The organism is Paramicrobacterium humi (assembly GCF_900105715.1).
Taxonomy (GTDB): domain Bacteria; phylum Actinomycetota; class Actinomycetes; order Actinomycetales; family Microbacteriaceae; genus Paramicrobacterium; species Paramicrobacterium humi.
On sequence record NZ_FNRY01000001.1, the window covers coordinates 814842 to 837201 of the forward strand.

General features: G+C 68.4%; 27 protein-coding genes. 14 read left to right on the top strand and 13 right to left on the bottom strand.

Features of this window, described 5'->3' with window-relative positions; genetic code table 11:
- Window position 1 precedes the first annotated feature (1 nt).
- From BLV49_RS04095 to BLV49_RS04105, 3 genes are all read right to left on the bottom strand, one after another.
- A complete protein-coding gene (locus BLV49_RS04095; protein WP_143033945.1) occupies window positions 2-235 on the bottom strand; it encodes a type II toxin-antitoxin system Phd/YefM family antitoxin in 234 nt (77 codons plus the stop codon).
- A gap of 70 nt (window positions 236-305) precedes the next feature.
- The gene (locus BLV49_RS04100) at window positions 306-728 is read right to left on the bottom strand and encodes a PIN domain-containing protein (protein WP_091180197.1); all 423 of its coding nucleotides are present in this window, start codon (window positions 726-728) and stop codon (window positions 306-308) included.
- Window positions 712-996: a type II toxin-antitoxin system Phd/YefM family antitoxin gene (locus tag BLV49_RS04105; protein WP_091180201.1), complete on the bottom strand. Its 285-nt coding sequence runs from the start codon at window positions 994-996 to the stop codon at window positions 712-714. The genes BLV49_RS04100 and BLV49_RS04105 overlap by 17 nt, the downstream gene beginning before the upstream one ends.
- Window positions 997-1131: 135 nt before the next feature.
- Between BLV49_RS04105 and BLV49_RS04110 the strand changes: the two genes are divergently transcribed.
- From BLV49_RS04110 to BLV49_RS04125, 4 genes are read left to right on the top strand one after another with little or no spacing between them, the layout of a single operon-like run.
- Entirely contained in the window at window positions 1132-1482 is a 351-nt protein-coding gene (locus tag BLV49_RS04110; protein ID WP_091180204.1) for a PadR family transcriptional regulator, read from the top strand.
- Between the two features lies 1 nt (window position 1483).
- Window positions 1484-1846, top strand: coding sequence for a DUF1048 domain-containing protein (locus BLV49_RS04115; protein WP_091180206.1), 363 nt, complete (start codon window positions 1484-1486; stop codon window positions 1844-1846).
- A 26-nt stretch (window positions 1847-1872) separates the two neighbouring features.
- On the top strand, window positions 1873-2673 hold the full coding sequence (locus BLV49_RS04120) for an ABC transporter ATP-binding protein (protein WP_091180209.1): 801 nt from the start codon (window positions 1873-1875) through the stop codon (window positions 2671-2673).
- Window positions 2670-3434, top strand: coding sequence for an ABC transporter permease (locus tag BLV49_RS04125; RefSeq protein ID WP_091180212.1), 765 nt, complete (start codon window positions 2670-2672; stop codon window positions 3432-3434). Before BLV49_RS04120 ends, BLV49_RS04125 begins: the two co-directional genes overlap by 4 nt.
- 36 nt (window positions 3435-3470) lie before the next feature.
- On the opposite strand, the gene BLV49_RS04130 is transcribed toward BLV49_RS04125, so the two are convergent.
- The 3 genes from BLV49_RS04130 to BLV49_RS04140 are packed head-to-tail and all read right to left on the bottom strand — an operon-like array spanning window position 3471 to window position 6366.
- Window positions 3471-4181: a Crp/Fnr family transcriptional regulator gene (locus BLV49_RS04130; protein ID WP_091180214.1), complete on the bottom strand. Its 711-nt coding sequence runs from the start codon at window positions 4179-4181 to the stop codon at window positions 3471-3473.
- Between the two features lie 5 nt (window positions 4182-4186).
- Complete coding sequence (locus tag BLV49_RS04135; RefSeq protein WP_245723528.1) at window positions 4187-6112, bottom strand: heavy metal translocating P-type ATPase; 1926 nt, start codon at window positions 6110-6112, stop codon at window positions 4187-4189.
- Between the two features lie 26 nt (window positions 6113-6138).
- Entirely contained in the window at window positions 6139-6366 is a 228-nt protein-coding gene (locus tag BLV49_RS04140) for a heavy-metal-associated domain-containing protein (RefSeq protein ID WP_091180220.1), read from the bottom strand.
- A gap of 131 nt (window positions 6367-6497) precedes the next feature.
- Between BLV49_RS04140 and BLV49_RS04145 the strand changes: the two genes are divergently transcribed.
- The 3 genes from BLV49_RS04145 (at window position 6498) to BLV49_RS04155 (ending at window position 9241) form a co-directional block, all read left to right on the top strand.
- Window positions 6498-7439, top strand: coding sequence for an N-acetylglucosamine kinase (locus BLV49_RS04145; RefSeq protein WP_091180222.1), 942 nt, complete (start codon window positions 6498-6500; stop codon window positions 7437-7439).
- Window positions 7440-7492: 53 nt separating this feature from the next.
- Window positions 7493-8452, top strand: a complete 960-nt coding sequence (locus BLV49_RS04150) for a cation diffusion facilitator family transporter (protein WP_091180225.1) — start codon at window positions 7493-7495, stop codon at window positions 8450-8452.
- Window positions 8453-8581: 129 nt separating this feature from the next.
- Entirely contained in the window at window positions 8582-9241 is a 660-nt protein-coding gene (locus BLV49_RS04155; protein WP_091180228.1) for a hypothetical protein, read from the top strand.
- A gap of 29 nt (window positions 9242-9270) precedes the next feature.
- On the opposite strand, the gene BLV49_RS04160 is transcribed toward BLV49_RS04155, so the two are convergent.
- A complete protein-coding gene (locus BLV49_RS04160; RefSeq protein ID WP_245723529.1) occupies window positions 9271-10476 on the bottom strand; it encodes an MFS transporter in 1206 nt (401 codons plus the stop codon).
- Between the two features lie 24 nt (window positions 10477-10500).
- Window positions 10501-11505, bottom strand: coding sequence for a DNA-3-methyladenine glycosylase family protein (locus tag BLV49_RS04165; protein ID WP_245723530.1), 1005 nt, complete (start codon window positions 11503-11505; stop codon window positions 10501-10503).
- An 80-nt stretch (window positions 11506-11585) separates the two neighbouring features.
- Between BLV49_RS04165 and BLV49_RS04170 the strand changes: the two genes are divergently transcribed.
- Window positions 11586-12950: an FAD-binding oxidoreductase gene (locus BLV49_RS04170; protein ID WP_091180231.1), complete on the top strand. Its 1365-nt coding sequence runs from the start codon at window positions 11586-11588 to the stop codon at window positions 12948-12950.
- 11 nt (window positions 12951-12961) lie between these two features.
- On the opposite strand, the gene BLV49_RS04175 is transcribed toward BLV49_RS04170, so the two are convergent.
- Both BLV49_RS04175 and BLV49_RS04180 read right to left on the bottom strand, forming a co-directional pair.
- Entirely contained in the window at window positions 12962-13711 is a 750-nt protein-coding gene (locus BLV49_RS04175) for a CPBP family intramembrane glutamic endopeptidase (RefSeq protein WP_091180234.1), read from the bottom strand.
- 133 nt (window positions 13712-13844) lie between these two features.
- Window positions 13845-14408: an acyl-CoA thioesterase gene (locus BLV49_RS04180; RefSeq protein WP_091180237.1), complete on the bottom strand. Its 564-nt coding sequence runs from the start codon at window positions 14406-14408 to the stop codon at window positions 13845-13847.
- A gap of 122 nt (window positions 14409-14530) precedes the next feature.
- Here BLV49_RS04180 and BLV49_RS04185 point away from each other — a divergent pair, with 122 nt between their 5' ends.
- The 6 genes from BLV49_RS04185 (at window position 14531) to BLV49_RS04210 (ending at window position 18770) form a co-directional block, all read left to right on the top strand.
- Complete coding sequence (locus BLV49_RS04185) at window positions 14531-14974, top strand: VOC family protein (RefSeq protein WP_091180241.1); 444 nt, start codon at window positions 14531-14533, stop codon at window positions 14972-14974.
- A 64-nt stretch (window positions 14975-15038) separates the two neighbouring features.
- Window positions 15039-15725, top strand: a complete 687-nt coding sequence (locus BLV49_RS04190) for a GntR family transcriptional regulator (RefSeq protein ID WP_091180244.1) — start codon at window positions 15039-15041, stop codon at window positions 15723-15725.
- A 125-nt stretch (window positions 15726-15850) separates the two neighbouring features.
- On the top strand, window positions 15851-17167 hold the full coding sequence (locus BLV49_RS04195; protein ID WP_245723531.1) for an MFS transporter: 1317 nt from the start codon (window positions 15851-15853) through the stop codon (window positions 17165-17167).
- 85 nt (window positions 17168-17252) lie between these two features.
- Window positions 17253-17477 (top strand): hypothetical protein, encoded by a 225-nt coding sequence (locus BLV49_RS04200; RefSeq protein ID WP_143033947.1) that lies wholly within the window; start codon window positions 17253-17255, stop codon window positions 17475-17477.
- A gap of 42 nt (window positions 17478-17519) precedes the next feature.
- A complete protein-coding gene (locus BLV49_RS04205) occupies window positions 17520-18383 on the top strand; it encodes a hypothetical protein (RefSeq protein ID WP_091180256.1) in 864 nt (287 codons plus the stop codon).
- 45 nt (window positions 18384-18428) lie between these two features.
- Window positions 18429-18770 (top strand): VOC family protein, encoded by a 342-nt coding sequence (locus BLV49_RS04210; RefSeq protein ID WP_091180260.1) that lies wholly within the window; start codon window positions 18429-18431, stop codon window positions 18768-18770.
- Between the two features lie 18 nt (window positions 18771-18788).
- Here the strand turns inward: BLV49_RS04210 and BLV49_RS04215 are convergent, their stop codons facing one another.
- From BLV49_RS04215 to BLV49_RS04225, 3 genes are read right to left on the bottom strand one after another with little or no spacing between them, the layout of a single operon-like run.
- Entirely contained in the window at window positions 18789-19904 is a 1116-nt protein-coding gene (locus tag BLV49_RS04215; protein WP_091180263.1) for a bifunctional 2-methylcitrate synthase/citrate synthase, read from the bottom strand.
- A 33-nt stretch (window positions 19905-19937) separates the two neighbouring features.
- Window positions 19938-20837 carry a methylisocitrate lyase gene (gene prpB, locus BLV49_RS04220; protein WP_091180266.1) on the bottom strand — a complete coding sequence of 300 codons (900 nt, stop codon included), beginning with the start codon at window positions 20835-20837 and terminating at the stop codon, window positions 19938-19940.
- Window positions 20837-22360: an MmgE/PrpD family protein gene (locus BLV49_RS04225; RefSeq protein WP_091180268.1), complete on the bottom strand. Its 1524-nt coding sequence runs from the start codon at window positions 22358-22360 to the stop codon at window positions 20837-20839. The genes prpB and BLV49_RS04225 overlap by 1 nt, the downstream gene beginning before the upstream one ends.

Genomic DNA, 22360 nt, shown 5'->3' on the forward strand with positions numbered 1-22360 from the left:
TTCACTCACCGTACCAATCGCGCTCATCGCGCTCGGTGAAGCCATCGAAGTCATCGGCGATGTGCACTCGCCCCTGCCACAGACCCGGCACACGCGCGTGCGAGGGCTCCCACTTCACAAGCCGGACAGCAGGTTTGCCGGCCCTTGCGATAACGACGTCTTCTCCAGCCAGCGCGCGCTCGATGAGCTTGGAGAGCTGCGTCTTCGCCTCGTACACGTTCACAGTCTTGGTCACACACCCAGCGTAGGCTAGTTGGTCTGGTTGGTCTATCTACGTACGCCTACACCTGGCACTGAACCGATCTTCAGATTTCAGTCACGGGGTCATGTACCTCGAAGCCGAGCGCATCAGCCACGCGGGCCATGTTCGCGTCGTGCGTGACAACGGCCACGGAGGCCGGACCGATCCGCTGTGCCGACGCAAGGTGGAGAGAATCGAGGGTTTTGACGTGAGAACGGATCGTGGCCGCCTCTTCAAGGAGGGCGTCATCAACTCGCAGCAATGTGAGTTCCGCTGCGAATTCCTGTGCGGCGCGCACTTCTAGCGATTCGCGGCGCAGGACCCGCGTCATCTCCAGCTCGATAAGACGTGACGAGACAAATGCGTCGCCGGCAGCGGCGCATTCGTCAAACCAGTCGATTGCGGATTGGCTGTGCCCCAGGACGATGCGCAAGCCGACGGATGAGTCGATGTACCACGCGGAGCTGCGCTCAGAGACCGGCGTCATCGCTCACCTCCTCGATCAGGTCATCGAGGTTACGTGAGAGTGGGACGGGCGCCCGCTTACCAATGGTGCGATGTTCCTTCTGAGGACCCGTAGCGAGACCGGATGCCACAAGCTGGTCGATCGAAGTTGCGGATTCCTGGACTTCCGGGACGAGTCGAAGCACGACGCGGCCCCGATTCGTCACCCGTACGGACTCTCCGCGATCAATGGCATCACGGACGACTGCCGAGACCCGCTGGTTGAACTCGGTCATGGTTACGGTCTTCACGCCACAATTCTAGTACGTACATACTAGAATTGCATCCTCTCCCCGAAGCGAAGCCAAACCCTTTGACAGGCCAGTACTCAGTGATACTATCTACTGGTAGTCGGTGACACCGAGTAGCAGAAGAGGATGTCCTGAATGGCGAAGCAGTCGACCGAGATGCTCAAGGGGATTCTGGAGGGCATCATCCTCGCGATCCTCGCCGTGAGCCCCGCGTACGGGTACGAGATCACCGCACGGCTTCGCGAGCAGGGCTTCACCGACATCGTCGAAGGAACCGTGTACTCGCTCCTCGTGCGGGTCGAGAGGCGCGGCCTCGTCGACGTGGAGAAGGTTCCGTCGGAGAAGGGCCCGCCCCGCAAGGTGTATTGGCTCAACGCGAGCGGTCGCGGGTACCTGGAGGAGTTCTGGAGCACGTGGGGCTTCCTCGCCGATCGCATAGAACAGCTCCGCCACATCGTCGAAGAATCGCAGAAGGAAGGCAAATAGCATGGCCGCAGGATGGATCGAACGCGTCACGGGATCGTTCGAGGACAAGAAGCGCTGGCGTCAGTACAAGTCACGCAAGGAGCAGCTCCCTCAGAGCTATCGCACCGCGATCGACGGGATCGAGCGTTACGTCATGAACGCGGGCGCGATCGTCAAGGGCGACGTCTTCATGCAGATGCTCGAGGACCTCGCGGACCTCATTGAGGGGGCCGCCGCCAACGGAACGCCCGTGCGCGCCATCGTCGGCGAGGATCCCGTGGCGTTCGCCGACACATTCATTGAGAACTACGCGGACGGCCAGTGGATCAACAAGGAGCGCAAGCGCCTTGCCGACGCCATCGACGAGGCCGAACGCGAAGCCTGACCGTCAACCGGAACGGAGGACAGCAGATGTCCGCTCAGCACACTCTCGAACCAGCCATTCGCGTGCGGGGAATCGAGAAGTCGTTCAAAGACGTGCACGTCTTGCGCGGCATCGACTTCGACGTCGCGGCGGGGAGCGTCTTCGCGCTTCTCGGCTCGAACGGCGCAGGCAAGACAACGCTCGTGCGCATTCTCGCGACTCTGCTCACGGCAGACGCGGGAACCGCGACCGTCAACGGCTTCGACGTCGCCGAGAAGCCTGAGTCCGTGCGCGATTCGATCAGCCTCACGGGGCAGTTCGCGGCCGTCGACGAGGTGCTGACAGGGCGCGAGAACCTGATGCTGATCGCCCGGCTGAGACACGAGAAGAAGCCCAACGCCATCGCCGACGATCTGCTCGACCGCTTTTCGCTCACGGCGGCGGCCGATCGCAAAGCGGCGACGTATTCGGGCGGCATGCGGCGCAGACTCGACATCGCCATGAGTCTCATCGGGGAACCCGGCATCATCTTCCTCGACGAGCCCACGACCGGACTCGACCCGCAAGCGCGCCTGGAGGTGTGGCAGACGGTCAAGCAGCTCGCGGAGCGTGGCACGACCGTGCTGTTGACAACCCAGTATCTCGACGAGGCCGAGCATCTCGCCGACCGCATCGCCATCCTCCACGAGGGCGCGATCATCCAGAACGGAACTCTCGCGGAGCTCAAGCAGCTCCTGCCGCCTGCCAAGGTCGAGTACGTCGAGAAGCAGCCCTCCCTCGAGGACGTCTTTCTCGCTCTCGTCGGCGACGCGGTCGCGGTCGCGCCAACGGGAAGGACAACCCCATGACCACGCACGCGCTCGCTGACACGGCGGTGCTCACGGGTCGGTCGCTGCGCCACATCCTGCGCAGCCCCGACACGATAATCACGACGGCCATCACGCCGATCGCGATGATGCTCCTGTTCGTCTACGTGCTCGGCGGAGCGATCAGCGCAGGCACCGGCGAACCGTACGTCAGCTACCTGCTTCCGGGCATCCTGCTCATCACCATCGCGTCCGGCATCGCGTACACCGCCTACCGGCTGTTCCTCGACGTGCAGGGCGGCCTCGTCGAACGGTTCCGCTCCATGCCCATCGCCCGCTCGAGCGTGCTCTGGGGGCACGTGCTCACGTCGCTGGCCTCGAATCTCGCTTCACTCGCCATCGTCGTCGGCGTCGCCCTCATCATGGGCTTCCGCTCGGGCGCCTCGGTGGCCGCGTGGCTCGCCGTCACCGGCATCCTGATCCTGTTCACGCTCGCCCTGACCTGGGTCGCGGTGATCGCGGGCCTCTCGGCGAAGACCGTCGACGGGGCGAGCGCCTTCAGCTATCCGCTCATCTTCCTGCCGTTCATCAGCTCCGCGTTCGTGCCGACCGATTCGATGCCCGGCCCGGTCGCGTGGTTCGCCGAGAATCAGCCCGTGACCTCGATCGTCGACACGATCCGGGCCCTTCTCACGCAAGAGCCCGTCAGCGCGGACATCTGGGTCGCTCTCGGCTGGCTCGTCGGCATTCTCGTCGTCGCCTATGTCGTCGCGATCACCGGGTACCGGCGCAGGTTCATGTGAAATCGGATGCTGCAGGCGGCAGCGTGCCGTCGCGGCTCACTCGGCGCCGAGATCGGCAAGCGACTCGGCGTCGAGCACACTGACCCAGCCGCGGCCGATGTCGACGAGGGCGCGCCGCTTGAACGAGCCGAGCACGCGACTGACGGTCTCGCTCGTGAGCCCCACCATTCCGGCGAGCTCGGTGCGGGTGATCGTGAGTCGGCGCACCGCGACGGGGCCGGCGTTCCTCTCGAACTTCTCGAGCAGTCCGAGAAGCGCCGCCGCGACTCGTTGTTCCGCCGTTCCGGCAGACAGGCTGCGGATCGTGCGATGCGATTCGTCGAGTCGAGCGGCGAGGTCGTCGACGACGGCGAGCGCGACCGCCGGGAAGCGCTGGATGAGCGAGCGGAAGTCCTGGTTCGACAGCGACAGCACGCACGATTCCGACAGACTCTGGGCTGTGTCGGAGTACCGGTCGGAACCGAGAGTGTGCAGCGTGCCGAAGCTGCCGCCTGGCGTCAGAACGTCGACGAGCACGTCGGTGCCCGACGGTGACGGCCGCACCAGCTTCACCCGGCCGGCAGCGACCACGTGAAGTCGCGATCCGGGTTCGCCCGCCTGGTACACGGCGTCGTCCTCCGCGTACCAGCGGGCGGTCATGAGCGCGTTGATCTCGGCGATCGTGGTTGACTCGAGCCCCGCGAAGTACGGCACATGGCTGAGAACGTGCAGCCGCGTGTCGGTGGAGCAGGTGGGGGTGGGGCTCATTGTCGTCACGCTACCAGCGCCCTCCGCCGTCCGTTGCTCGCGGCTCCCGCGCTCGAGTCCGGAATCCGGGGCCTCTGCCGCTGTGCGCGCAGGAGCCGCAGTCCGTTGCCGATCACGGCGAGAACCGAGAGCTGGTGCACGAGCATGCCGACGGCCATGGTGACGCCGCCGAACAGCACTCCAGCGAGCAGCGCCACGACGGTGGCGAGCGCGATCGCGATGTTCTGCCGCATCGCCGAGACGGTGCGCCGGGAGAGCCGAAGCGCGTGCGGGAGCCGCAGCAGATCGTCGCGCATGAGAGCGAGATCGGCCGTTTCGATGGCGAGGTCGGAGCCGGCGGCGCCCATCGCGACACCGACGTCGGCAACCGCCAATGCGGGTGCGTCGTTCACGCCGTCGCCGAGCATCGCCACCGTGTGTCCCTCAGCCTGCAGCGCTTGGACCAGTTCGAGCTTTCCCTCGGGAAGAAGGACCGCGTGAACCTCGGTGATGCGCGTCTCGGCGGCGACGGAGGCGGCAACGCGCGCGTCGTCGCCCGTGAGCATCACGACGCGCACTCCGGCGCGACTCAGCTCCTGAACGGCCGCTGCGGCCTCCTCACGCACGCGGTCCGCGACCGCGAGCACGCCGAGAACGACGGCGTCAACGGAGACGAGAACGGGCGTGCGTCCGGCATCGGCGAGCGCCGACGCGGCATCCTGCGCCGCCGGTGGAATCACGATGCCCGCTTCAGCCAGAAGTCGCGCGGAACCGACGCGCACCATGCGGCCCCGCCACCTCGCTTCCACGCCCCTGCCCACGATGGTGTTCACCTCGTCGGCGTGGGCCGGCACGTCGACGCCCATCCGCTTCGCGCCCTCCACGATGGCGCGTGCGAGCGGGTGGCCCGAGCCGGCTTCAGCGGCGGCGGCCCACGTGACGAGCTCCGCTGGAGATCCGGTGATTGCGGCGATATCGCTCAAGCTGGGGCGGCCCGATGTGAGCGTTCCCGTCTTGTCGACAGCGAGGACGTCGACCCGGCCGACGGTCTCGAGATGCTCGCCGCCCTTGACGAGGATGCCATCGCGGGCGGCGCGGCCGATTCCGGCCACGATGGACACTGGAATCGAGATCACGAGAGCGCCGGGGCAGCCGATCACGAGCAGCGTGAGAGCGAGCTCGATGCGGCCGGAGACGAGGCCAGCGATGATCGCGCCGATGATGACCGCCGGCGTGTACCAGCGGCCGAACCGTTCGATGAACTTCTGTGTGCGGGCCTTCTGCTCCTGGGCCTGCTCGACGCGACGCACCACCCGGGCGAGGGTCGTGTCAGCCCCCACGCCGGTCGCCGTGATGCGCGCGAAGCCCTCGACGGCGAGAGTGCCGGCGAATACCGATTCGCCGTCGTGCCTCGTCACCGGCATCGACTCGCCCGTGACGGTGCTCTCGTCGACGGCGATTCGCCCCTCGGCGATGGTGCCGTCCACGGGAATGCCGGAACCGTGCTTCACGAGCACGCTTTCGCCGGCACGAATGGATGCCGCCGGCACCTCGAGCTGGGTGCCGTCCCGCACCACGACGGCGGTCGACGGCGCCGCGTCGAGCAGTTCCGTGAGAGCGCTGCGCGTGCGGCCGAGCGCGACGCGTTCAAGCGCCCCGCCGAGGGCGAACAGGAAGGTGACGGCGGCCGCCTCCCAGTACTCCCCGATCACTATCGCGCCGATCGCCGCGATGGTGACGAGCAGCTCGATGCCGATCGTGCGATGAGCGAGGGCGCGCACGCCGCGAACGGCGATCTCCGCACCCGAGACGGCCGCCGCCACGACCATGAGCGCGCCCGCGAGGTCGAACGACTGATCGGCGCCCTGCACGAGCAGGGCCGCGATGATGAGCGCGCCGCCCGCCGCGGGAACAGTCCACGGCGAGCGGCGGAGGGCGGACAGGGAACGCATGGTCATCTCATCTCTCTTCAGACGGGTCAGAACGCGGACGGGGCAGCGCGGTAGCCGGCCGCCGCGACCGTGGCCACGAGGTCGTCGACGGGCGCGGCGACGGGATCATGCTCGACGTCGATGCGGCCCGTCTCGAAGTGCACGGTCGCTTCGCTGACGCCCTCGACGCGGCGCAGGGCCTTCTCGATCTTGCCGACACAGCTCGGGCACGTGAACTCGGAGCTGCGCAGGACGGTTCGGGTTGCGGTGGTCATGATGCCTCCTTCTGGCGGGTGTGTTCTCACCGTACGAAGCCGACGCGAAAGCGTTAATGACGCAGATCATGCAGGCGAGAAACTGCGTAAACTCGAGCGGGAATCACTCGTCCCCTCGGCGAAAGCGAAGAATGACGCGCTCCCCCCTCACCCGCCTCTCGCTCGATGGCGGGCAGTCTGGCATGCGGCTCCGCGTTGATCTGCCCGACGGGGGCCAGGTCGCGGCATCCGGGCCCGGCGTTCTGACCGACCGTCCCGTGCTCGAGCAGGTCGCCGAGAGCGCGCGTGCGCTCGCGGCGGCCCATGCCGTGCGGATCGACGAGGTCGCGGTCGGCGTCTCGGGACTCACACCGTCGGCGACGCGTCCCGAGGCGCTGCTCGAGGCACTGAACGGCATCGGCGTGCGTCGCGTCGCGGTCGCGCACGACTCGATCAGCGGCTACCTCGCCGCCAACGGCACGGCGCCGGGCGTCATGCTCGCCGTCGGAACGGGCGTCGTCGTGCTCGCCGCCTCCGAGCGCGGCGTCGCAAAGGTCGACGGCTGGGGCTACCTCATCGGCGACGCGGGAAGCGGGTACTGGATCGGCCGGGCCGGTCTCGACGCTGTCATGCGCGCTCGGGACGGCCGTGGTCCGGAGACGGCGTTGACGGATGCCGCAGCGGCGGAGTTCGGGCCACTCGATGAGATCTACATGGCGCTGCAGGCCGACGAGCGCCGCGTCTCGCGCATCGCCTCGTTCTGCCGCACGACTGTGGAGGCCGCCGAGAGCGGCGACGCCGTCGCGGCGGGCATCGCCACGCGGGCGGCCGCGGAGCTCGCTCACTCGGCGCATTCGGCGCTCGTGCAGGCGGGATGGCGTGAGGGCACGGCGACGCGCGTGAGCGCGGTCGGCGCGCCGCCGACGAAGTCGCGGTACTTTCGCCGGCTCCTCGAGGAGGCGCTGCACGAGCACGGGCTCGGCGAGGCCGTGAACGAGCCGCTGCACCCGGAGCCCATCGACGGCGTCGCGGCCCTGCTCGACGTCGCGGAGCGGCATCCGCTTCATGCGTTGATCGCCACCGCCGGACGCTGAGCGGACGCGCTCGCTAAACTCGTGCCACGACCCACAGGGAGCAGAGGAGCACAGTGAGCGCATCGGGCGGAAACAAGGCGATAATCGCCGCCTTCTCGGCGAACCTGGGCATCGCCATCACGAAGTTCATCGCGTGGGGCTTCTCGGGCTCCTCGTCGATGCTCGCCGAGGGCGTGCACTCCGTCGCCGACTCGGGCAACCAGCTCCTGCTGCTGTTCGGCGGCCGGCAGGCACGCCGCGCGGCGGACCGCGAGCACCCTTTCGGCTACGGTCGCGAGCGATACGTGTATGCATTCGTCGTCGCCATCATCCTGTTCTCGATCGGCGGGCTCTTCTCGATCTGGGAGGGCGTGCAGAAGCTCCAGCACCCGCACGAGCTCGAGATGTGGTGGCTGCCGATGCTCGTGCTGGTCGTCGCGATCTGCCTCGAGGGCTTCTCGCTGCGCACCGCGATCAAGGAGTCGAACCACACGCGGGGCTCGCAGTCGTGGATCCAGTTCGTGCGCCGCGCGAAGGCCCCTGAGCTGCCCGTCGTGCTGCTCGAGGACGTCGCGGCCCTGCTCGGTCTCGTCTTCGCGTTCGTCGGGGTCGGCCTCACGGCCATAACGGGGAACGCGGTCTTCGACGCGATCGGCACGCTGTTCATCGGCGCGCTGCTCGTGCTCGTCGCGATCGTGCTCGGTATCGAGACGAAGAGCCTGCTCGTGGGCGAGGGCGCGACCCTCGAGGACCACAAGCGCATCGTCGCCGCGATCGAATCGAGCGATGAGATCGAGAAGCTCATCCACATCAAGACGCTCTACGTCGGACCCGAGGAGCTTCTCGTCGCGGCGAAGCTCGGATTCCGAACCGACATGCCGCTCGCGCGCGTGGCGGCCGAGATCGATGCGATCGAGCGCAAGCTGCGTGCGGCCGTTCCGATCGCTCGGATCATCTACCTGGAACCCGACGTGTACCGCCCGGACGCCACGGCGCCGACGACCGAGTCGATCGTGGTGCGCGGCGAGGACTGAGCCGCCGACGAAGCGACTAGACCCGCACGCCTCGAAAGGTCAAGCCCGTCGTGAAACGCACTCGGGCGTGGGATTCTGCCGGAAACGAGGCACCGCCACTCAGCGGCGCGTCAGGATCGGAGGACTCTCATGGTTGACCGCAACGACGATGCGCGCGACGACGCCACGCAGCGCTACCCGGTTCCTCCAGCGGAAGACCGCGTCGAGGATCGCCGCGACGCGACGGTGAACCGTGACGTGGCGCGGGAGCGGGACGAGTTCGGCGGGTTCAAGTGGGGTTCGGCCTTCTTCGGCTGGCTCACCGCCATGGGAATGGCTGTGTTGCTCACCGCCATTCTCAGCGCTATCGGCGCGGGAGTCGGCCTCGGAACGAACAACGGCAACGTCGATAAGGCCGCGAAGGATCTGACCACGAACGCGAGCACCGTGAGCATCATCGGCGCGATCGTGCTCGCGGTGATCCTCTTCATCGCGTACTACTGCGGCGGATACGTGGCGGGGCGCATGGCTCGCTTCTCCGGAGTCAAACAGGGATTCGCCGTCTGGATCTGGGCGATCGTCGTTGCTGTCATCGTCGCTATCGTCGCGGCGATCGCCGGCGCGCAGTACAACATCCTCGGCAACATCAACGGCTTCCCTCGCATCCCCGTGAACGAGGGAACACTCACCGTGACGGGCATCATCACGGCGATCGTGGTCGCGATCATCAGCCTCGGCGCGGCGATCCTCGGCGGCGTCGCGGGAATGCACTACCACCGCAAGATCGACGACGCGGGCCTTCCGCGCTGACGCTGGGGTGCGGGCTCGTTCGCGCGCCGTCAGCCGGCCGCGACCCCGGCAGCGGCGCTGCGCTCCCGCCCCGGCATCCGAAACGCATAGACGGATGCCGCGAGCAGCAGAACCGCCGCGAGCGCGAACGCCGCTTTGAACGACACCGCGTCCACGAGCGCACCGGCGACGAGCGGGCCGACGATGGCGCCGGCGTCCGAGAACATCGAGAACACGGCGACCGGCGTGCCGCTGCGCGCGCCCGCCGCATCACCGACCGCGGCCGCGGGAGCCGTTCCCGTGAACGCCGACGCGACACCGTAGACGCACAGCAGCACGATCAGCACCCACAGCTCGACGACGAACGGCATCGCCACGAGCGCGGCTGCACCGAGTGCGTACGCGCCGATGATCGCAGGGCGACGCCCGACCTTGTCGACGAACGTGCCGGCGGGACCGAGCATGAGCGTCTGCACGACGGCGGCGACGGCGAACGCGACGCCCGTCCAGGCCGGATCGTGGTGCAGCACCTCGACGATGAGCACGGGAATGAGCGCGCTGCGCACGCCGAGCCCCGCCCAGCCCTGTGCGAAGTTCGCGAGGCACGCCGCTTGGAAGCGAACATCGCGCACGACGGCGCGAAACGGTCTTGGCGGCTCTGCGGCGGCGTCGGTCGTGGCATCCGTGCTGTGCAGCAGGAAGAGCCCGATGAGGCCCGCGACGGCGAGCGTTCCGGCGTAGAAGAAGAACGGGGCCCGCAGTGAGATGAGCGCGAGCACGCCGCCGAGCGCGGGACCGGCCATGCCGCCGATGAGGAAGCCGCCCTGATAGAAGCCCACGGCGCGACCCCGCAGCGACAGCGGTGTCGAGCCGAGCAGCAGCGTCATGGCCGATACCGAGAACATCGCCGAGCCGATGCCGCCGGCGCCGCGCAGCACGAGCACTTCGACGTAGCTCTGGGCGAGGCCGACGAGGGCACTCGAGACCGCGACGATCCCGATTCCGATCGCGAGGATCGTGCGTTCCCCGCCTCGCCGGATGAGCCAGCCGCAGAAGGGGCTCGCGGCGAGCCGCATGAGCGCGAACGCCGAGACGACCGCGCCGATCTCGAGGTAGCCGACGTCGAAACTCCGCACGAAGACAGGCAGAACGGGAACGACGACGCCGAAGCCGAGCATGACGAAGAAGGCGACGACGCCGAGCACGTACACGTCGCGCCCGAGGCGCGGTTTCGGGGCGGGCTGCGGGTCGGTCACTCTCTCAGGCTATCCGTCGCACGCTCAGTGCCGACGGTGGTCCTGGATCGTGATGCGCGGTCCGCGACGCGGCTTGCGGATGCCGCTGAGCGCGATGAGCCGCAGAACCCGCTGACGTTGCCCCGCCCACGGCTCGAGCAGCTCGAGCATGCCATCGTCGTCGACAGCGCTGCCGGTGAGCGCGCAGCCGACGGTGGCCGCGAGATGGAAGTCGCCGACGCTCACGGCGTCCGGATCGCCATGGGAGCGGGCGGTGACCTCGGCAGCCGTCCACGCGCCCACTCCGGGCAGGCTCTGAAGCCGAGCGGATGCCGCGGCGGGCGCTTCGTCGGCCGTCCGATCGATCGCTGTCGCGACGCGGCTCGCGCGCACGACGCACTGCGCGCGCTGGGGACCGACGCCGACGGCGTGCCATTCCCAGCTCGGAATGCGTCGCCACTGCTCGGCGGGAGGCGCCACCCACATGCCGTCGGGAGCGGGGCCCGGCGCCGGTTCCCCGTGCCGCCGCACGAGCAGCCGCCACGACCGCCACGCCTCGACGCACGTGACCTTCTGCTCGATGATCGAGGGCACGAGCATCTCGAACACGCGCCGGTTTCGACTGAGCCGCACCCCGGGGTTACGGCGAAGAACCTCGCTCAGCAGCGAACTGGCGGAGACGTCGAGCTCGCTCCAGTCATCGTCCGCTCCGAGCAGTTCGGGAACGCCGGCGATCGCCCACTCCGCGCCGGGTCCCCACGCGTGCGACTCGATCGTCCCGTCCGTTTGCCGCACGAGCAGCGTGGCGGGCCCCTCGGGCGTGCGGAATGTCAGCCAGGCGCCGTCGGCGGTGCGTCGGAAGCAGGGCCCGTCGCCGCCGCGCGCGAGCGGAGAGAGCGTCTGCAACACGTCGAGCGGATGCCGCGGCCGGTAGGTCGTCGACGCGTGCATTGCGGGTTGCGGAGGAAGCCGCAAGTCGCCGAGTGCCTCGGTGACGGTCGCGAGGACCGGAAGCTCGGCCAGCACGGCGGATCGCGACTCGGGAGGCATGGCACCGACTCTATGCGCGGCAGCTGACAACGGAGAATCGGCCCTTCGCAATCGTGAGAAATGCTCGTACTGTAGCTTGCATGTCTCCCTCTCTCTCCGCTTCAGATATCGCCGTGCTCGCCGAGCGCGTCACGGGTCCCGTCCTCGCCAGGGACGACCCAGGCCTCGCCGCTGAGGTCACCGGAATCAACCTCCAGCTGCGCCACAGTCCCGAAGTCACGGTCGGGGTCGCGAGCGAGAACGACGTCGTCGAGGCGGTCCGCTTCGCCGACGCCCACGACCTGCCGATCCGCGTGCAGGCCACGGGTCATGGCGCGCACCAGGTTTACGCGGACGGCATGCTCATCACGACGCGGCGCCTCGATGCGCTGAACGTCGACGTGGACGCGCACACGGCGACCATCGGCGCCGGCCTGCGCTGGGCCGACGTCGTCGCGGCAGCCGCGCCGCACGGCCTCGCCCCGATCACCGGGTCCGCGCCCGGCGTCGGCGTCGTCGGCTTCCTTCTCGGCGGCGGCGTTGGACCCCTCGCACGCAGTCACGGTTTCGGCGCCGACTGGGTGCGCAGCGTGCGTCTCGTCACCGGAACCGGCGAGCTCGTCACCGCATCCGCCGACGAGAACCCGGAATTGTTCTGGGCCTTCCGCGGCGGCAAGGCCGGGCTCGGCGTGGTGACCGAGGTCACGGTCGAACTCGCAGCGATCCCCGAACTGTATGCGGGCAGTCTGCTCTTCGACACCGCGCACGTCGACGACGTGCTCCGCGTGTGGGCGCGGTGGGCGCGCGAGGTCCCCGACACGGTGACCAGCGCTGTCGCGGTCCTGCGACTGCCCGACATGGAGATGGTCCCGCCGCCCATGCGCGGGCGGACGGTGCTGAGCGTGCGCGTGGCCGTGCCAGGGCCCGCGGAGACGGGCGAAGCCGTCATCGCGCCGCTCCGCGCCGCCGCTCCGGCCCTGCTCGATGACGTGAGCGTCCTCCCGCTCGATCAGATCGGCCGCATCCACAACGACCCCGACGGTCCGTCGCCGATCCAGGCGTGGAGCAGCGGCTATGCCCTCACGGGGCTCGACGATGAGCTCGTCGAGGTGCTCGTACGGCACATCGGCGGCGACGCCGAGTCACCGTTCGCGATCGCCGAAGTGCGCCACATCGGCGGCCAGCAGGCGCCGCGCACCGCGGTGGACAGCGCGGCGGGTGGACGCGACAGCGCGTTCGTGTTCGGCCTGAACGGGCTCACTCCGGAGCCGACGCTCGAGCGCTTCCCGGCCGCCGCGGCCCCCATCGTCGAAGCGCTGGGCCCGTGGCTCGCACCCCAGACGACAGCGAACTACGTCAACGAGTCCGATCCCGACGTGTTCGCTCGCCGCGCCTGGGCACCCGATGTCGCCGAACGCCTACGCACGGTGCGCTCGCGCGTAAACCCGCGCGGTCTCGTGCACTGAGCGACAGACGCTCAGTCCAGCACCGTCGGTCGCACCTCGATCGGTCGTGGGTCTCGCTCGCCGTCCCGCCCAAGCCCGCGGAGGGCAAGAAGCCCGAAGATCAGAAGCGCCACGTCACCGCCGACCATGATCCCCCACTTCGCGCCGCCGCCGACGTTTGTCAGCGCCAGCCCGATGTCGGTGAGCGCGTGCAGCAGGGCAAGCTGCCAGAGACCCGCTCCGCGCAGTCGCAGAGCGGCGAAGCCGACGCCGAAACATGCGGCGCCGACGACCTGTGCCAGGGTGACCGCAATGTTGGCGCCGAACGCGATGTTCGCGAGATGCGCGAGACCGAAGAGCCCGGACGACACGAGCGCCGCCCGCAGCGGGGTCCAGTCGCGGAGAGCGCGAAGCATCAGTCCCCGAAACCAGAACTCCTCGTACACCCCGGTGGCGAGGTAGCCGATGACGAGAATCCCAGCCGTCGCGGCCTGCTCCGCACGGAGGCCCGTGACGAACGGAGCGAGCGCCACTACAAGCGGGACGATCAGCAGCACCGGCGCCGCCCACGTCTCGCGAAGCAGCCGGCGATCGACCGCCACAGCGGTGGTCAGCGCCAGAACAACACCGACGAGAACGGCGATGAGTCGCAGAATCAGCGAGTCCATTCCGGGCGCGGCAACGGCCAGTATGCCGCCGATCGCCAGAGGGAGGACGAGCGACACTGCGAAGAGCAGGAGAGCCATCATGCCGGGGCGGGGGCGGCTGAGGGAAGTGGGCATGGCGCGCGCCTTCTGAGGGAGACGAGGGACGAGTCGTGAGCCAGGGGCACTCACTCGGTTGCTTTCTGGTCTGAGAATAGGACCAACCCGTTCTCAGCGGAAGTGCGATTTTTGTCGTGTGCGAAGGCGCCGCCTACTCCCACACGCTCGGCGCCTCGACCCGCGTCGAGGGCAGCGTGACGTCGTCGCCCCAGCGGCTCAGCCACTCGGGAACGCTGTGCTCCCGGTCGTGACCCTCACCGAGAGCCGCGATGAGCTCGGGCACGGGCACCGTCCCACCCGCATGCCGCAGGAACCGCGCCCGGATGAACGCCTGCGTGTAGATCTCACAGCGCACGACGGCACGATGCTCGAGATACACCGACTTGTCGTCGATGCCGAGAATGCGCGTCTCGACCGTGAACCGCTGCCAGAGCCGCAGCGACTTGCGGAAGCTGATCGTCTCGCTCGCGACCACCGGGTACCAGCCCTCGTCCTCGAACGTCTGCCAAATGCCACTGCGGATCAGCAGGTCGAACCGGCCGAGGTCGAACAGCGAGAAGTACACGCCGTTGTTGACGTGCCTCAGCAGGTCCAGATCGGTCGGCAGCACCCGAAGGCTCAACCGCGAGACGTCGTACGCGTCGACCTTCCCGCGCCGTCGCAACTGCCGCTTGGCTCGCGAGATCACCAGCAGCGTGCGAAGAATCATGTGCATGCCGCGAGATTAATCGGATGCCGCCCGCCGCGGCACGCCGGCTGTCGACGCCCCACAATCCGCCGTGGGCGGCCGCCCCTTCCCCTTGCCCTGCTGTCACAACCGCGCGCTACCCTCGCACCATGGATCAGAGCGTGCACTTCATCACGATCGCCACTGCGAACCTCGACGCCGCGCGCGAGTTCTACAACCGGGGAGCAGGATGGATGCCGCTGCTCGATGTGCCGGGCGAGATCCTCTTCTACCAGGTCGCTCCCGGCACGGTCCTCGGCCTGTTCGACGCCGACAAGTTCGCCCAGGATGCCGGCCTGCCCGCTCCCGCGGAGGTCTCCGGCGTGACGCTCGCGCACAATGTGGGATCGCGTGCCGAGGTCGAGCACGTCGTCGCGCGCCTCGCCGAGCACGGCGGAACGGTGCTGAAGGAGCCGCAGGAGGGAGCGTTCGGCGGCGTGTTCCACGCTCTCGTCGCCGACCCCAACGGCGCGATCTGGGAGATCGCGCACAACCCCGTCTGGCGTGTGGACGACGACGGCAGGGTCAGCTTCGCCTCCCCCGACGACGCGTAGGTAGGCTTGCGGATACACGGTGGATTTCGCGTCGATCTCGATGCCGAAGCAGAGGAGGCATGCGATGGCGAACGCGTCGGATGCCGCGAGCGCGTCGGAGCGCGCGTACCAGACGATCCGCGACGCCATTCTCGATGGAACGCACGAGCCGGGAACGATGCTCGGCGAAGCGCCGCTCGCCGCCAGTCTCGGAGTGAGTCGCACGCCCGTGCGCGTCGCCCTCGCGCGACTGCAGGACGAAGGCTGGATCGTCGTCTACCCTAAGCGCGGCGCCCTCGTGCAGGGACTGAGCGAGCGTACGATCGCGGAGCTCGCCGACGCCCGGTTCATCTTGGAGACGACGGGCGTCGACCGCGCCTCGGACGCGGTCAGGCAGCGACTTGCGGACCGCCTCGACGCATCGCTCGACGAGCAGCGCGCGGCCCTCGCGAACGATGACACGCGACTGTTCATCGATCTCACGCGCGCGTTCCACCGCAGCTTCGTCGAGGCGAGCGACAACAGCGTGCTGCTCGAGCTGTACGAGCGGCTCTCCGATCGGCACCGTTTCGTGCTCTTCGCCTCCGGCGATCGGCTCCGCGCTCGCGCCACGGAGATCATCAGGGAGCACGAACGGCTGATCGCGCACGTCAGGACGGGCTCCGTCGAGGCGTTCTCCACGGCGTTGCGCGATCACATCGCGGAAGTGCCGAGTGAAGTGAACCCGCGACCGACGGGCGGCCTGCGAACGGCGGCCGTTTCGCCTGAGTGACGGCCCCCGACAAGCGGCGTGCCGGGTCGGTCGATTCCCCGCAAGAACTCGTTGCCAGGGCTCGTCAAACGCATCTAGGATACATGTTGTGTACCAGAAGGCGACGAGCGAAAAGGGAGGGACGCGTGTCTGAGCCTCCGCTCTCCACTCGGGTGACCGGTGACCTCGGCTCCGCGACGCCCGAGACAAGCCGCGTTCAGCGTCGCACCATGGTCGTGCTCGTCATCATGCAGATCGTCGGCACCATCGGCGTCGGCGTCGCGCCTTCCATCGGAGTTCTCCTCGCCGGCGAGGTCACCCAGAACGAGGCATGGGCGGGACTCGCGCGAACGGCGAGCACCCTGGGCGCCGCACTGCTCGGTCTCCCGCTCGGCGATCTCGCGGCTCGATTCGGCCGACGCTTCGCGCTATCCATCGGGTGGTGGATCGCAGCCATCGGCAGCGCGATCCTCGTCGCCGCCTCGCAGGGCAGCCTGGTCATTCCCCTGTTCGTCGGACTGCTGCTCATCGGCGCCGGATCCGCCGTGAGCCTGCAGGCTCGGTTCGCCGCGACCGACCTGGCGCGCCCTCGTCACAAGGGTCGGGCTCTCGCCCTCGTCGTGTGGGTCGGCACAATCGGCTCCGTGCTCGGCCCCAACCTCGGCGTCCCCGGAGAATTCCTCAGCGCCCACAGCGGGCTCACCGTCTACGCCGGCGCGTTCCTCATCGCCGCCATCTGCCTCGGCCTGGCCGGCGTCATCGTCTTCATCTGGCTGCGCCCCGATCCTCTCCTGCATCTGCAACGGACCGTCCCGGCCCCAACAAGCCCCATTGGCAGACGGCCAAGTCGGGTTCGCCTGGCTCTGGCGGAACTGCGCCTGAACCGTTCCGCCCGGTACGCCGTCATCGCGATCATCACCGCTCAGAGCGTGATGGCATCGGTCATGACGATGACTCCCGTGCACATGGTTCACATGGGCGGGTCTATCGAAGTGGTCGGCATCACGATCAGCCTCCATGTCCTCGGCATGTACGCGTTCTCGCCCTTCGTCGGCTATCTCGCCGATCGGATGGGCCAGCGGCTCACGATCGGCCTTGGCATCGTCGTCTTCCTCGCCTCCCTCGTGATCGGTGCGGTCAGAGCCGACGAGACGGCGTGGGTCATCGTCTCACTCATCCTGCTCGGCGTGGGCTGGTCCTTCGTGAACGTCTCCGGTTCCGCCTTGTTCAGCGCCGTCGTCAGCGACGAGACACGCGCATCCTCACAAGGCGGAGTGGACGCCCTCTCGAATCTCTGCGGCGCAGCGGCGGCCTTCGCCGCGGGTCCGCTGCTCGCCATCAGCAGCTTCTCGATGCTGTCCGTCGTCGCGATGGTCGCCCTCGTGCCTCTGATCATCCTCACCCTTCGCGGCGAGCGAGCACCGCGCGGCGACCGCCCCGCGTTTGAGGGAAATCGACGATGATGGACGCGACGAACTCGTAGCGAAAGGACCGTCGGGCGTGTACTTGCGCTGGCTGTGCGCCACTGACCACGAGGTGGCGACGGCCATGTCTGCCCTGCGCCGCGACGCGCGGCCCGCCTGGGTCCCGACGAAGCGGCAAGTGCTCGTGCACGTCAACCACTGCCTGATCCTCTGGTACCTCTGCATCGTGTTCATGGCGGTCGGCGTTCGCGTCGATTCCTATCAGGACGGCCGCGTTCGGGCGGCCGACATCATCGGGCTCGCCGTGTGCTTGGCCATCCTCGCCGCCTGGCTCTACGGAACGTACTGACTGCACCGCTGGGCCGCACAGCCGCCGTCGCCGCGAGCACGGTTGAAGGACTGGCGGCAGGCGCTCACCGCTCTCGCCAACGGGTTCGAACCCCAGCCGAGTTCTCGCGCCACGTTCCCGTCCCTCATCAACTCCGGCGGTGCCGCGTACGAATACCCGAGATTCGTCGCACCCGGCGTCGAATTCGGCAATCTCGTGCCGCAGTCGGCCCGCGGGAACGGCTGGCACTACCTCGCCGTGACCCTCCCCGCGCCGTTGCCGCACCTGATCGTCGACGCGACGTCGAACGATCGACTCGGAAGCGACTTGCCGACGGGCGTTGATCCCCGCCAGCGGATCTCGCTCGAGGGCGACTTCGACCGTTGGTTTCGCGCGTACGCGCCGGCCAGCTACCAGACGGCGGCGCTTTACGTGCTCACGCCCGACGTGATGGCGGCGCTCATCGACGTCGCGGCCGGCTACAACGTGGAGATCGTCGACGACCGGATCGTCTTCTTCACGAGCCCCGTCGCCGACTTCGCCGACCCGGGTCCGTGGCAGTCGGTTCATGCCGTGCTCGAACGCGTCGTCCCGCGCGTGGCAACAAAGGCGGAGCGCTATCTCGACGAGCGCGTGCCCGGGCAGGAGACCTCGCGCCTGATGACCGCGATCCGGACGATGCGTGAGAACCCGGGTGCGACTTGTCGCCGCCCGCGCCTCGCATCGGGCCGGATGGTCGCCGGCTCACCGTCCGGGATCGGAATACGGGGGCACGGTGGGTGTTCGGGGCGCTCGGCTGGATCGCGACGCTCGCCGTCCTGTATGCGGTTCCGGGGATCTTCGCCTTCGCCGGGTTCATGTCGATCATCGACGGCAGGTGAGCCGCGCCCGCGCAGGCGACGGGAGGGCGCTCCGATTGCCCGATGAACGCCCGTGACGTATCGTGCTCGCAAGCTCACAAGGAGGTGCAGCATGACCGCGAGCGTCAGCTACTGGGTGTTGCGGGTCGCCGATGTGGACAAGGCAGCGGACTTCTACCGAGAGGTCTTCGACTGGTCGTTCAGCGAGAAGGGCTCAGGGGGCGGATACCACGTTCTCGGCTCGAATCCGCAGGGCGGCATCGGACCGCTCCGTTCCGCTCACGCGGACAATTCGCTCGCGTTCGAGCCCGACGACATCGACGTCGCGATCGAGCGCATTCGCTCGCGCGGCGGCACGGCAGAGGAGCCGGGAGGGTCATCCGAGCACGGTCGCTGGGTCGAGTGCGCGGACGACCAGGGCACGCGCTTTGCGCTCTACGCGCCCGTCGAATAAGGCCGGCTCGCTCGCTGATCAGCCCTCAAGGTGCCGTTCGTCGCGGCCGTTGTACTCCGAAAGCGGGCGGATGAGCGCATTGTTCGCGAGCTGCTCGGCGATGTGCGCCGTCCAGCCGACAACGCGCGCCGCGACGAAGATCGGCGTGAACGTCGCCGTGTCGAAGCCCATGAGGTTGTAGGCGGGGCCGGACGGGTAGTCGAGGTTCGGCTTGATGCTCTTGCGATCCGCCATCGCCGTCTCGAGCGCCTCGTACAGCTCGAGCATGTCCTTCCGGTCGTAGTACTCGACGAGATCGTCGAGCGCCTTCTTCATCGTCGGCACGCGCGAGTCGCCGTTCTTGTAGACGCGGTGCCCGAAGCCCATGATCTTCCGCTTCTCGGCGAGGGCGTCGTCGAGCCACTGCTCGGCGGCATCCGCCGTCTTGATCTCGTCGAAGGCGTGCATGACGGCCTCGTTCGCGCCGCCGTGCAAGGGGCCCTTGAGCGCGCCGACCGCGCCCGTGACGGCCGAGTAGAGGTCGGACAGCGTCGAGGTGATCACGCGCGCGGTGAACGTGGAGGCGTTGAAGGAGTGCTCGGCGTAGAGGATCATCGACACATTGAACGCGTTCTCGACGATCTCGTGCGCCTCTTCGCCGAAGACCATCCAGAGGAAGTTCGCGGAGTAGCCGAGGTCGTCGCGCGGGTCGATGAGCTCCCTGTTGTGGCGGCGGCGCTGGTCGTAGGCGACGATCGCGGGCAGCTTCGCATAGAGCGTGAGCGCCTTGTCGAGGTTGACGTCGGGCGAGGAGTCCTCGGCGTTCGGGTCGTTCGCCCCGATGACGCTCACGGCCGTGCGCACGACGTCCATGGGGTGACACGTCGTCGGGCACAGGTCGATGGCCTGCTTGACGTTGTCGTCAAGGGCGCGCTGCGAGCGCTCCTCCTTCGTGAACGCGTCGAGCTCCGAGTCCGAGGGCAGCTCGCCGTACCAGAGCAGGTAGGCGACCTGTTCGAAGCTGCAGGATGCCGCGAGCTCCTGCACCGGGTACCCGCGATACAGCAGCGAGTTCGTCTCGGGGTTGACCTTCGAGATCGCGGTGTAGTCCGCGACGACTCCGGCGAGGCCCTTCTTGATGTCGGTGTCGGTCATCGTGCTCCTTTGCTGTGCCGTACTCCGTGCACTCTACTTCGTGACGGTGAAGTTGAAAACGGAACTGTCGAAGTGGTTGTAGGACTCGTAGTCGATCAGGTCGTAGAGGTCGGCGCGGTGCTGCATCTGGCCGAGCTGCGAGGTGAGCGAGCCTTCGTCGGTGAGCGTGTCGAGCGCCCGCCCGGCGGCGCCCATGGCCATGCGCAGCAGCGACACGGGCCAGATGACGATGTTGACGCCGACGGAGGCGAGCTGCTGCGTCGTGAACAGCTCGCTCTTGCCGAACTCGGTCATGTTGGCGAGGATCGGCACGTCGACCGCCGCGCGTATCGCCTCGAACTCGGCGAGGTCGCGCATGGCCTCGGGGAAGATCGCGTCGGCGCCCGCGTCGACGAGCGCGCGGGCGCGGTCGGCGGCGGCGCCCATTCCCTCGACGGCGCGGATGTCGGTGCGCGCCATGATGAGGAAGTTCGGGTCGCGTCTCGCGTCGGCGGCGGCGCGGATGCGCTTGACCGCGGTGTCCTCGTCGACGACCTGCTTGCCGTCGAGGTGCCCGCAGCGCTTGGGGTTCACCTGGTCTTCGATGTGGGTTCCGGAGAGCCCCGCGTTCTCGAGTTCCTGAATCGTGCGTGCCACGTTCATGGGCTCACCGAAACCGGTGTCCGCGTCGACGATGGCCGGCAGCTCGGTCATGCGCGCGATCTGCCCGGCGCGCGCCGCGACCTCGGTGAGAGTCGTGAGGCCGATGTCGGGAAGACCGAGGTCGGCGCTCAGCACCGCGCCGGAGATGTAGACGCCGTCGAAGCCCTTCCGCTCGATCAGGCGGGCCGAGAGCGGGTTGAACGCGCCGGGGAGGCGCAGCAGCTCCCCGGTCGCGAGGCGTTCGCGGAACGCGGCGCGCTTGCTCGCGGCATCCGTCGTCGAATACAGCATCAGAACAGTCCCTTCGAGGTTGGAATCGCGGCCAGCACGCCCGGTTCGGCGGCGAACGTGAGCCCGCCGAGCTCCTCCCCCGTGAGCTCGGGGAGGCGCTGTGCGACCTCGAGAAAGCGGTCGATCTCGGATGCCGCGAGCACGGGCTCGGCGAGGGTGCGGAACTTCTGAATGTAGTTCTCGCGCGCGAACGGCCGTGCGCCGAGCGGGTGCGCGTCGGCGACGGCGATCTCGTCGACGATCGTGCGGCCGTCGGCGAGCGCGATCTCGACCCGGCCGCCGAACGCCTTCTCGTTCGGGTCGAGGGAGTGGTAGCGGCGCGTCCACTCGGGGTCTTCCTCGGTCGTGACGCGCTTCCACAGCTCGACGGTGTCGGGGCGGCCGGCGCGCTCGGGCGCGTAGGAGTCGACGTGGTGCCAGCTGCCGTCCTGCAGCGCGACGGTGAAGATGTACGGGATCGAGTGGTCGAGGGTCTCCCGCGACGCGGTGGGGTCATACTTCTGCGGGTCGTTCGCGCCCGAGCCGATCACGAAGTGCGTGTGGTGCGAGGTGTGGATGACGACGCTGCGGATCGCGTGCGGCTCAAGCAGCTCGGGGTGCTCGTTGTGCAGCTTGCGGGCGAGGTCGATCCACGCCTGCGCCTGGTACTCGGCCGAGTGCTCCTTCGTGTAGCTGTCGAGGATCGCGCGCTTCGCCTCGCCCGGCTCGGGCAGCGGCACCTCGTACGAGGCATCGGGACCATCGAGAAGCCACGCGATCACGCCGTCCTCGCCCTCCCAGATCGGCTCGGGCGAGGTCTGCCCGCGCATCGCCCGGTCGACGGCCTCGACCGCCATCTTGCCGGCGAACGCCGGGGCGTGCGCCTTCCACGTGGAGATCTGCCCCTTGCGCGACTGCCGCGTCGCCGTTGTCGTGTGCAGCGCCTGCCCGATCGCCTGGAAGATCACCTCGCGATCGAGGTGCAGCAGCGTGCCGAGGCCGGCGGCGATCGACGGCCCGAGGTGCGCGACGTGGTCGATCTTGTGGGCGTGCAGGCTGATCGCCTTCGCGAGGTCGATCTGGATCTCGTAGCCGGTCGCGATGCCGCGCACGATGTCCCGACCGGTGCTGCCCACGTGCTGCCCGACCGCGATCATGGCGGGGATGTTGTCGCCCGGGTGCGAGTACTCGGCCGCGAGGAAGGTGTCGTGGTAGTCGAGCTCGCGCACGGCGACGCCGTTCGCCCAGGTCGCCCACTCGGGGCTGACGCGTCGGCCGGGCTCCCGGCCGAACACGGTCGAGCCGTCGCCGCCGACCGACACCGGGTGCGCGAGCGCCTGAGCGCGCGCGGCCGCGACGGGGGCACGCGTGAGGGATGCCGCGGCGACCGCCGCGTTGTCGATGACGCGATTGATCACCATCTCGGTGACGTCGTCGCCGACCTCGACCTCGTCGGCGGCCACCTCGGCGATCGCCCAGGCGAGCTGGCCGGTGCGCGGCAGGTTCTCGTCGCTGCGGTGCGTGCGCAGGTGGTGTGTCTTCAT

Coding starts and splice junctions, on each gene's coding strand:
- BLV49_RS04100 (WP_091180197.1), bottom strand. CDS start 728: ATGACGCCGGTCTCTGAGCGCAGCTCCGCGTGGTACATCGACTCATCC.
- BLV49_RS04110 (WP_091180204.1), top strand. CDS start 1,132: ATGGCGAAGCAGTCGACCGAGATGCTCAAGGGGATTCTGGAGGGCATC.
- BLV49_RS04115 (WP_091180206.1), top strand. CDS start 1,484: ATGGCCGCAGGATGGATCGAACGCGTCACGGGATCGTTCGAGGACAAG.
- BLV49_RS04120 (WP_091180209.1), top strand. CDS start 1,873: ATGTCCGCTCAGCACACTCTCGAACCAGCCATTCGCGTGCGGGGAATC.
- BLV49_RS04125 (WP_091180212.1), top strand. CDS start 2,670: ATGACCACGCACGCGCTCGCTGACACGGCGGTGCTCACGGGTCGGTCG.
- BLV49_RS04130 (WP_091180214.1), bottom strand. CDS start 4,181: ATGAGCCCCACCCCCACCTGCTCCACCGACACGCGGCTGCACGTTCTC.
- BLV49_RS04135 (WP_245723528.1), bottom strand. CDS start 6,112: ATGCGTTCCCTGTCCGCCCTCCGCCGCTCGCCGTGGACTGTTCCCGCG.
- BLV49_RS04140 (WP_091180220.1), bottom strand. CDS start 6,366: ATGACCACCGCAACCCGAACCGTCCTGCGCAGCTCCGAGTTCACGTGC.
- BLV49_RS04145 (WP_091180222.1), top strand. CDS start 6,498: ATGACGCGCTCCCCCCTCACCCGCCTCTCGCTCGATGGCGGGCAGTCT.
- BLV49_RS04155 (WP_091180228.1), top strand. CDS start 8,582: ATGGTTGACCGCAACGACGATGCGCGCGACGACGCCACGCAGCGCTAC.
- BLV49_RS04165 (WP_245723530.1), bottom strand. CDS start 11,505: ATGCCTCCCGAGTCGCGATCCGCCGTGCTGGCCGAGCTTCCGGTCCTC.
- BLV49_RS04170 (WP_091180231.1), top strand. CDS start 11,586: ATGTCTCCCTCTCTCTCCGCTTCAGATATCGCCGTGCTCGCCGAGCGC.
- BLV49_RS04175 (WP_091180234.1), bottom strand. CDS start 13,711: ATGCCCACTTCCCTCAGCCGCCCCCGCCCCGGCATGATGGCTCTCCTG.
- BLV49_RS04180 (WP_091180237.1), bottom strand. CDS start 14,408: ATGCACATGATTCTTCGCACGCTGCTGGTGATCTCGCGAGCCAAGCGG.
- BLV49_RS04185 (WP_091180241.1), top strand. CDS start 14,531: ATGGATCAGAGCGTGCACTTCATCACGATCGCCACTGCGAACCTCGAC.
- BLV49_RS04190 (WP_091180244.1), top strand. CDS start 15,039: ATGGCGAACGCGTCGGATGCCGCGAGCGCGTCGGAGCGCGCGTACCAG.
- BLV49_RS04200 (WP_143033947.1), top strand. CDS start 17,253: ATGTCTGCCCTGCGCCGCGACGCGCGGCCCGCCTGGGTCCCGACGAAG.
- BLV49_RS04210 (WP_091180260.1), top strand. CDS start 18,429: ATGACCGCGAGCGTCAGCTACTGGGTGTTGCGGGTCGCCGATGTGGAC.
- BLV49_RS04215 (WP_091180263.1), bottom strand. CDS start 19,904: ATGACCGACACCGACATCAAGAAGGGCCTCGCCGGAGTCGTCGCGGAC.
- prpB (WP_091180266.1), bottom strand. CDS start 20,837: ATGCTGTATTCGACGACGGATGCCGCGAGCAAGCGCGCCGCGTTCCGC.
- BLV49_RS04225 (WP_091180268.1), bottom strand. CDS start 22,360: ATGAAGACACACCACCTGCGCACGCACCGCAGCGACGAGAACCTGCCG.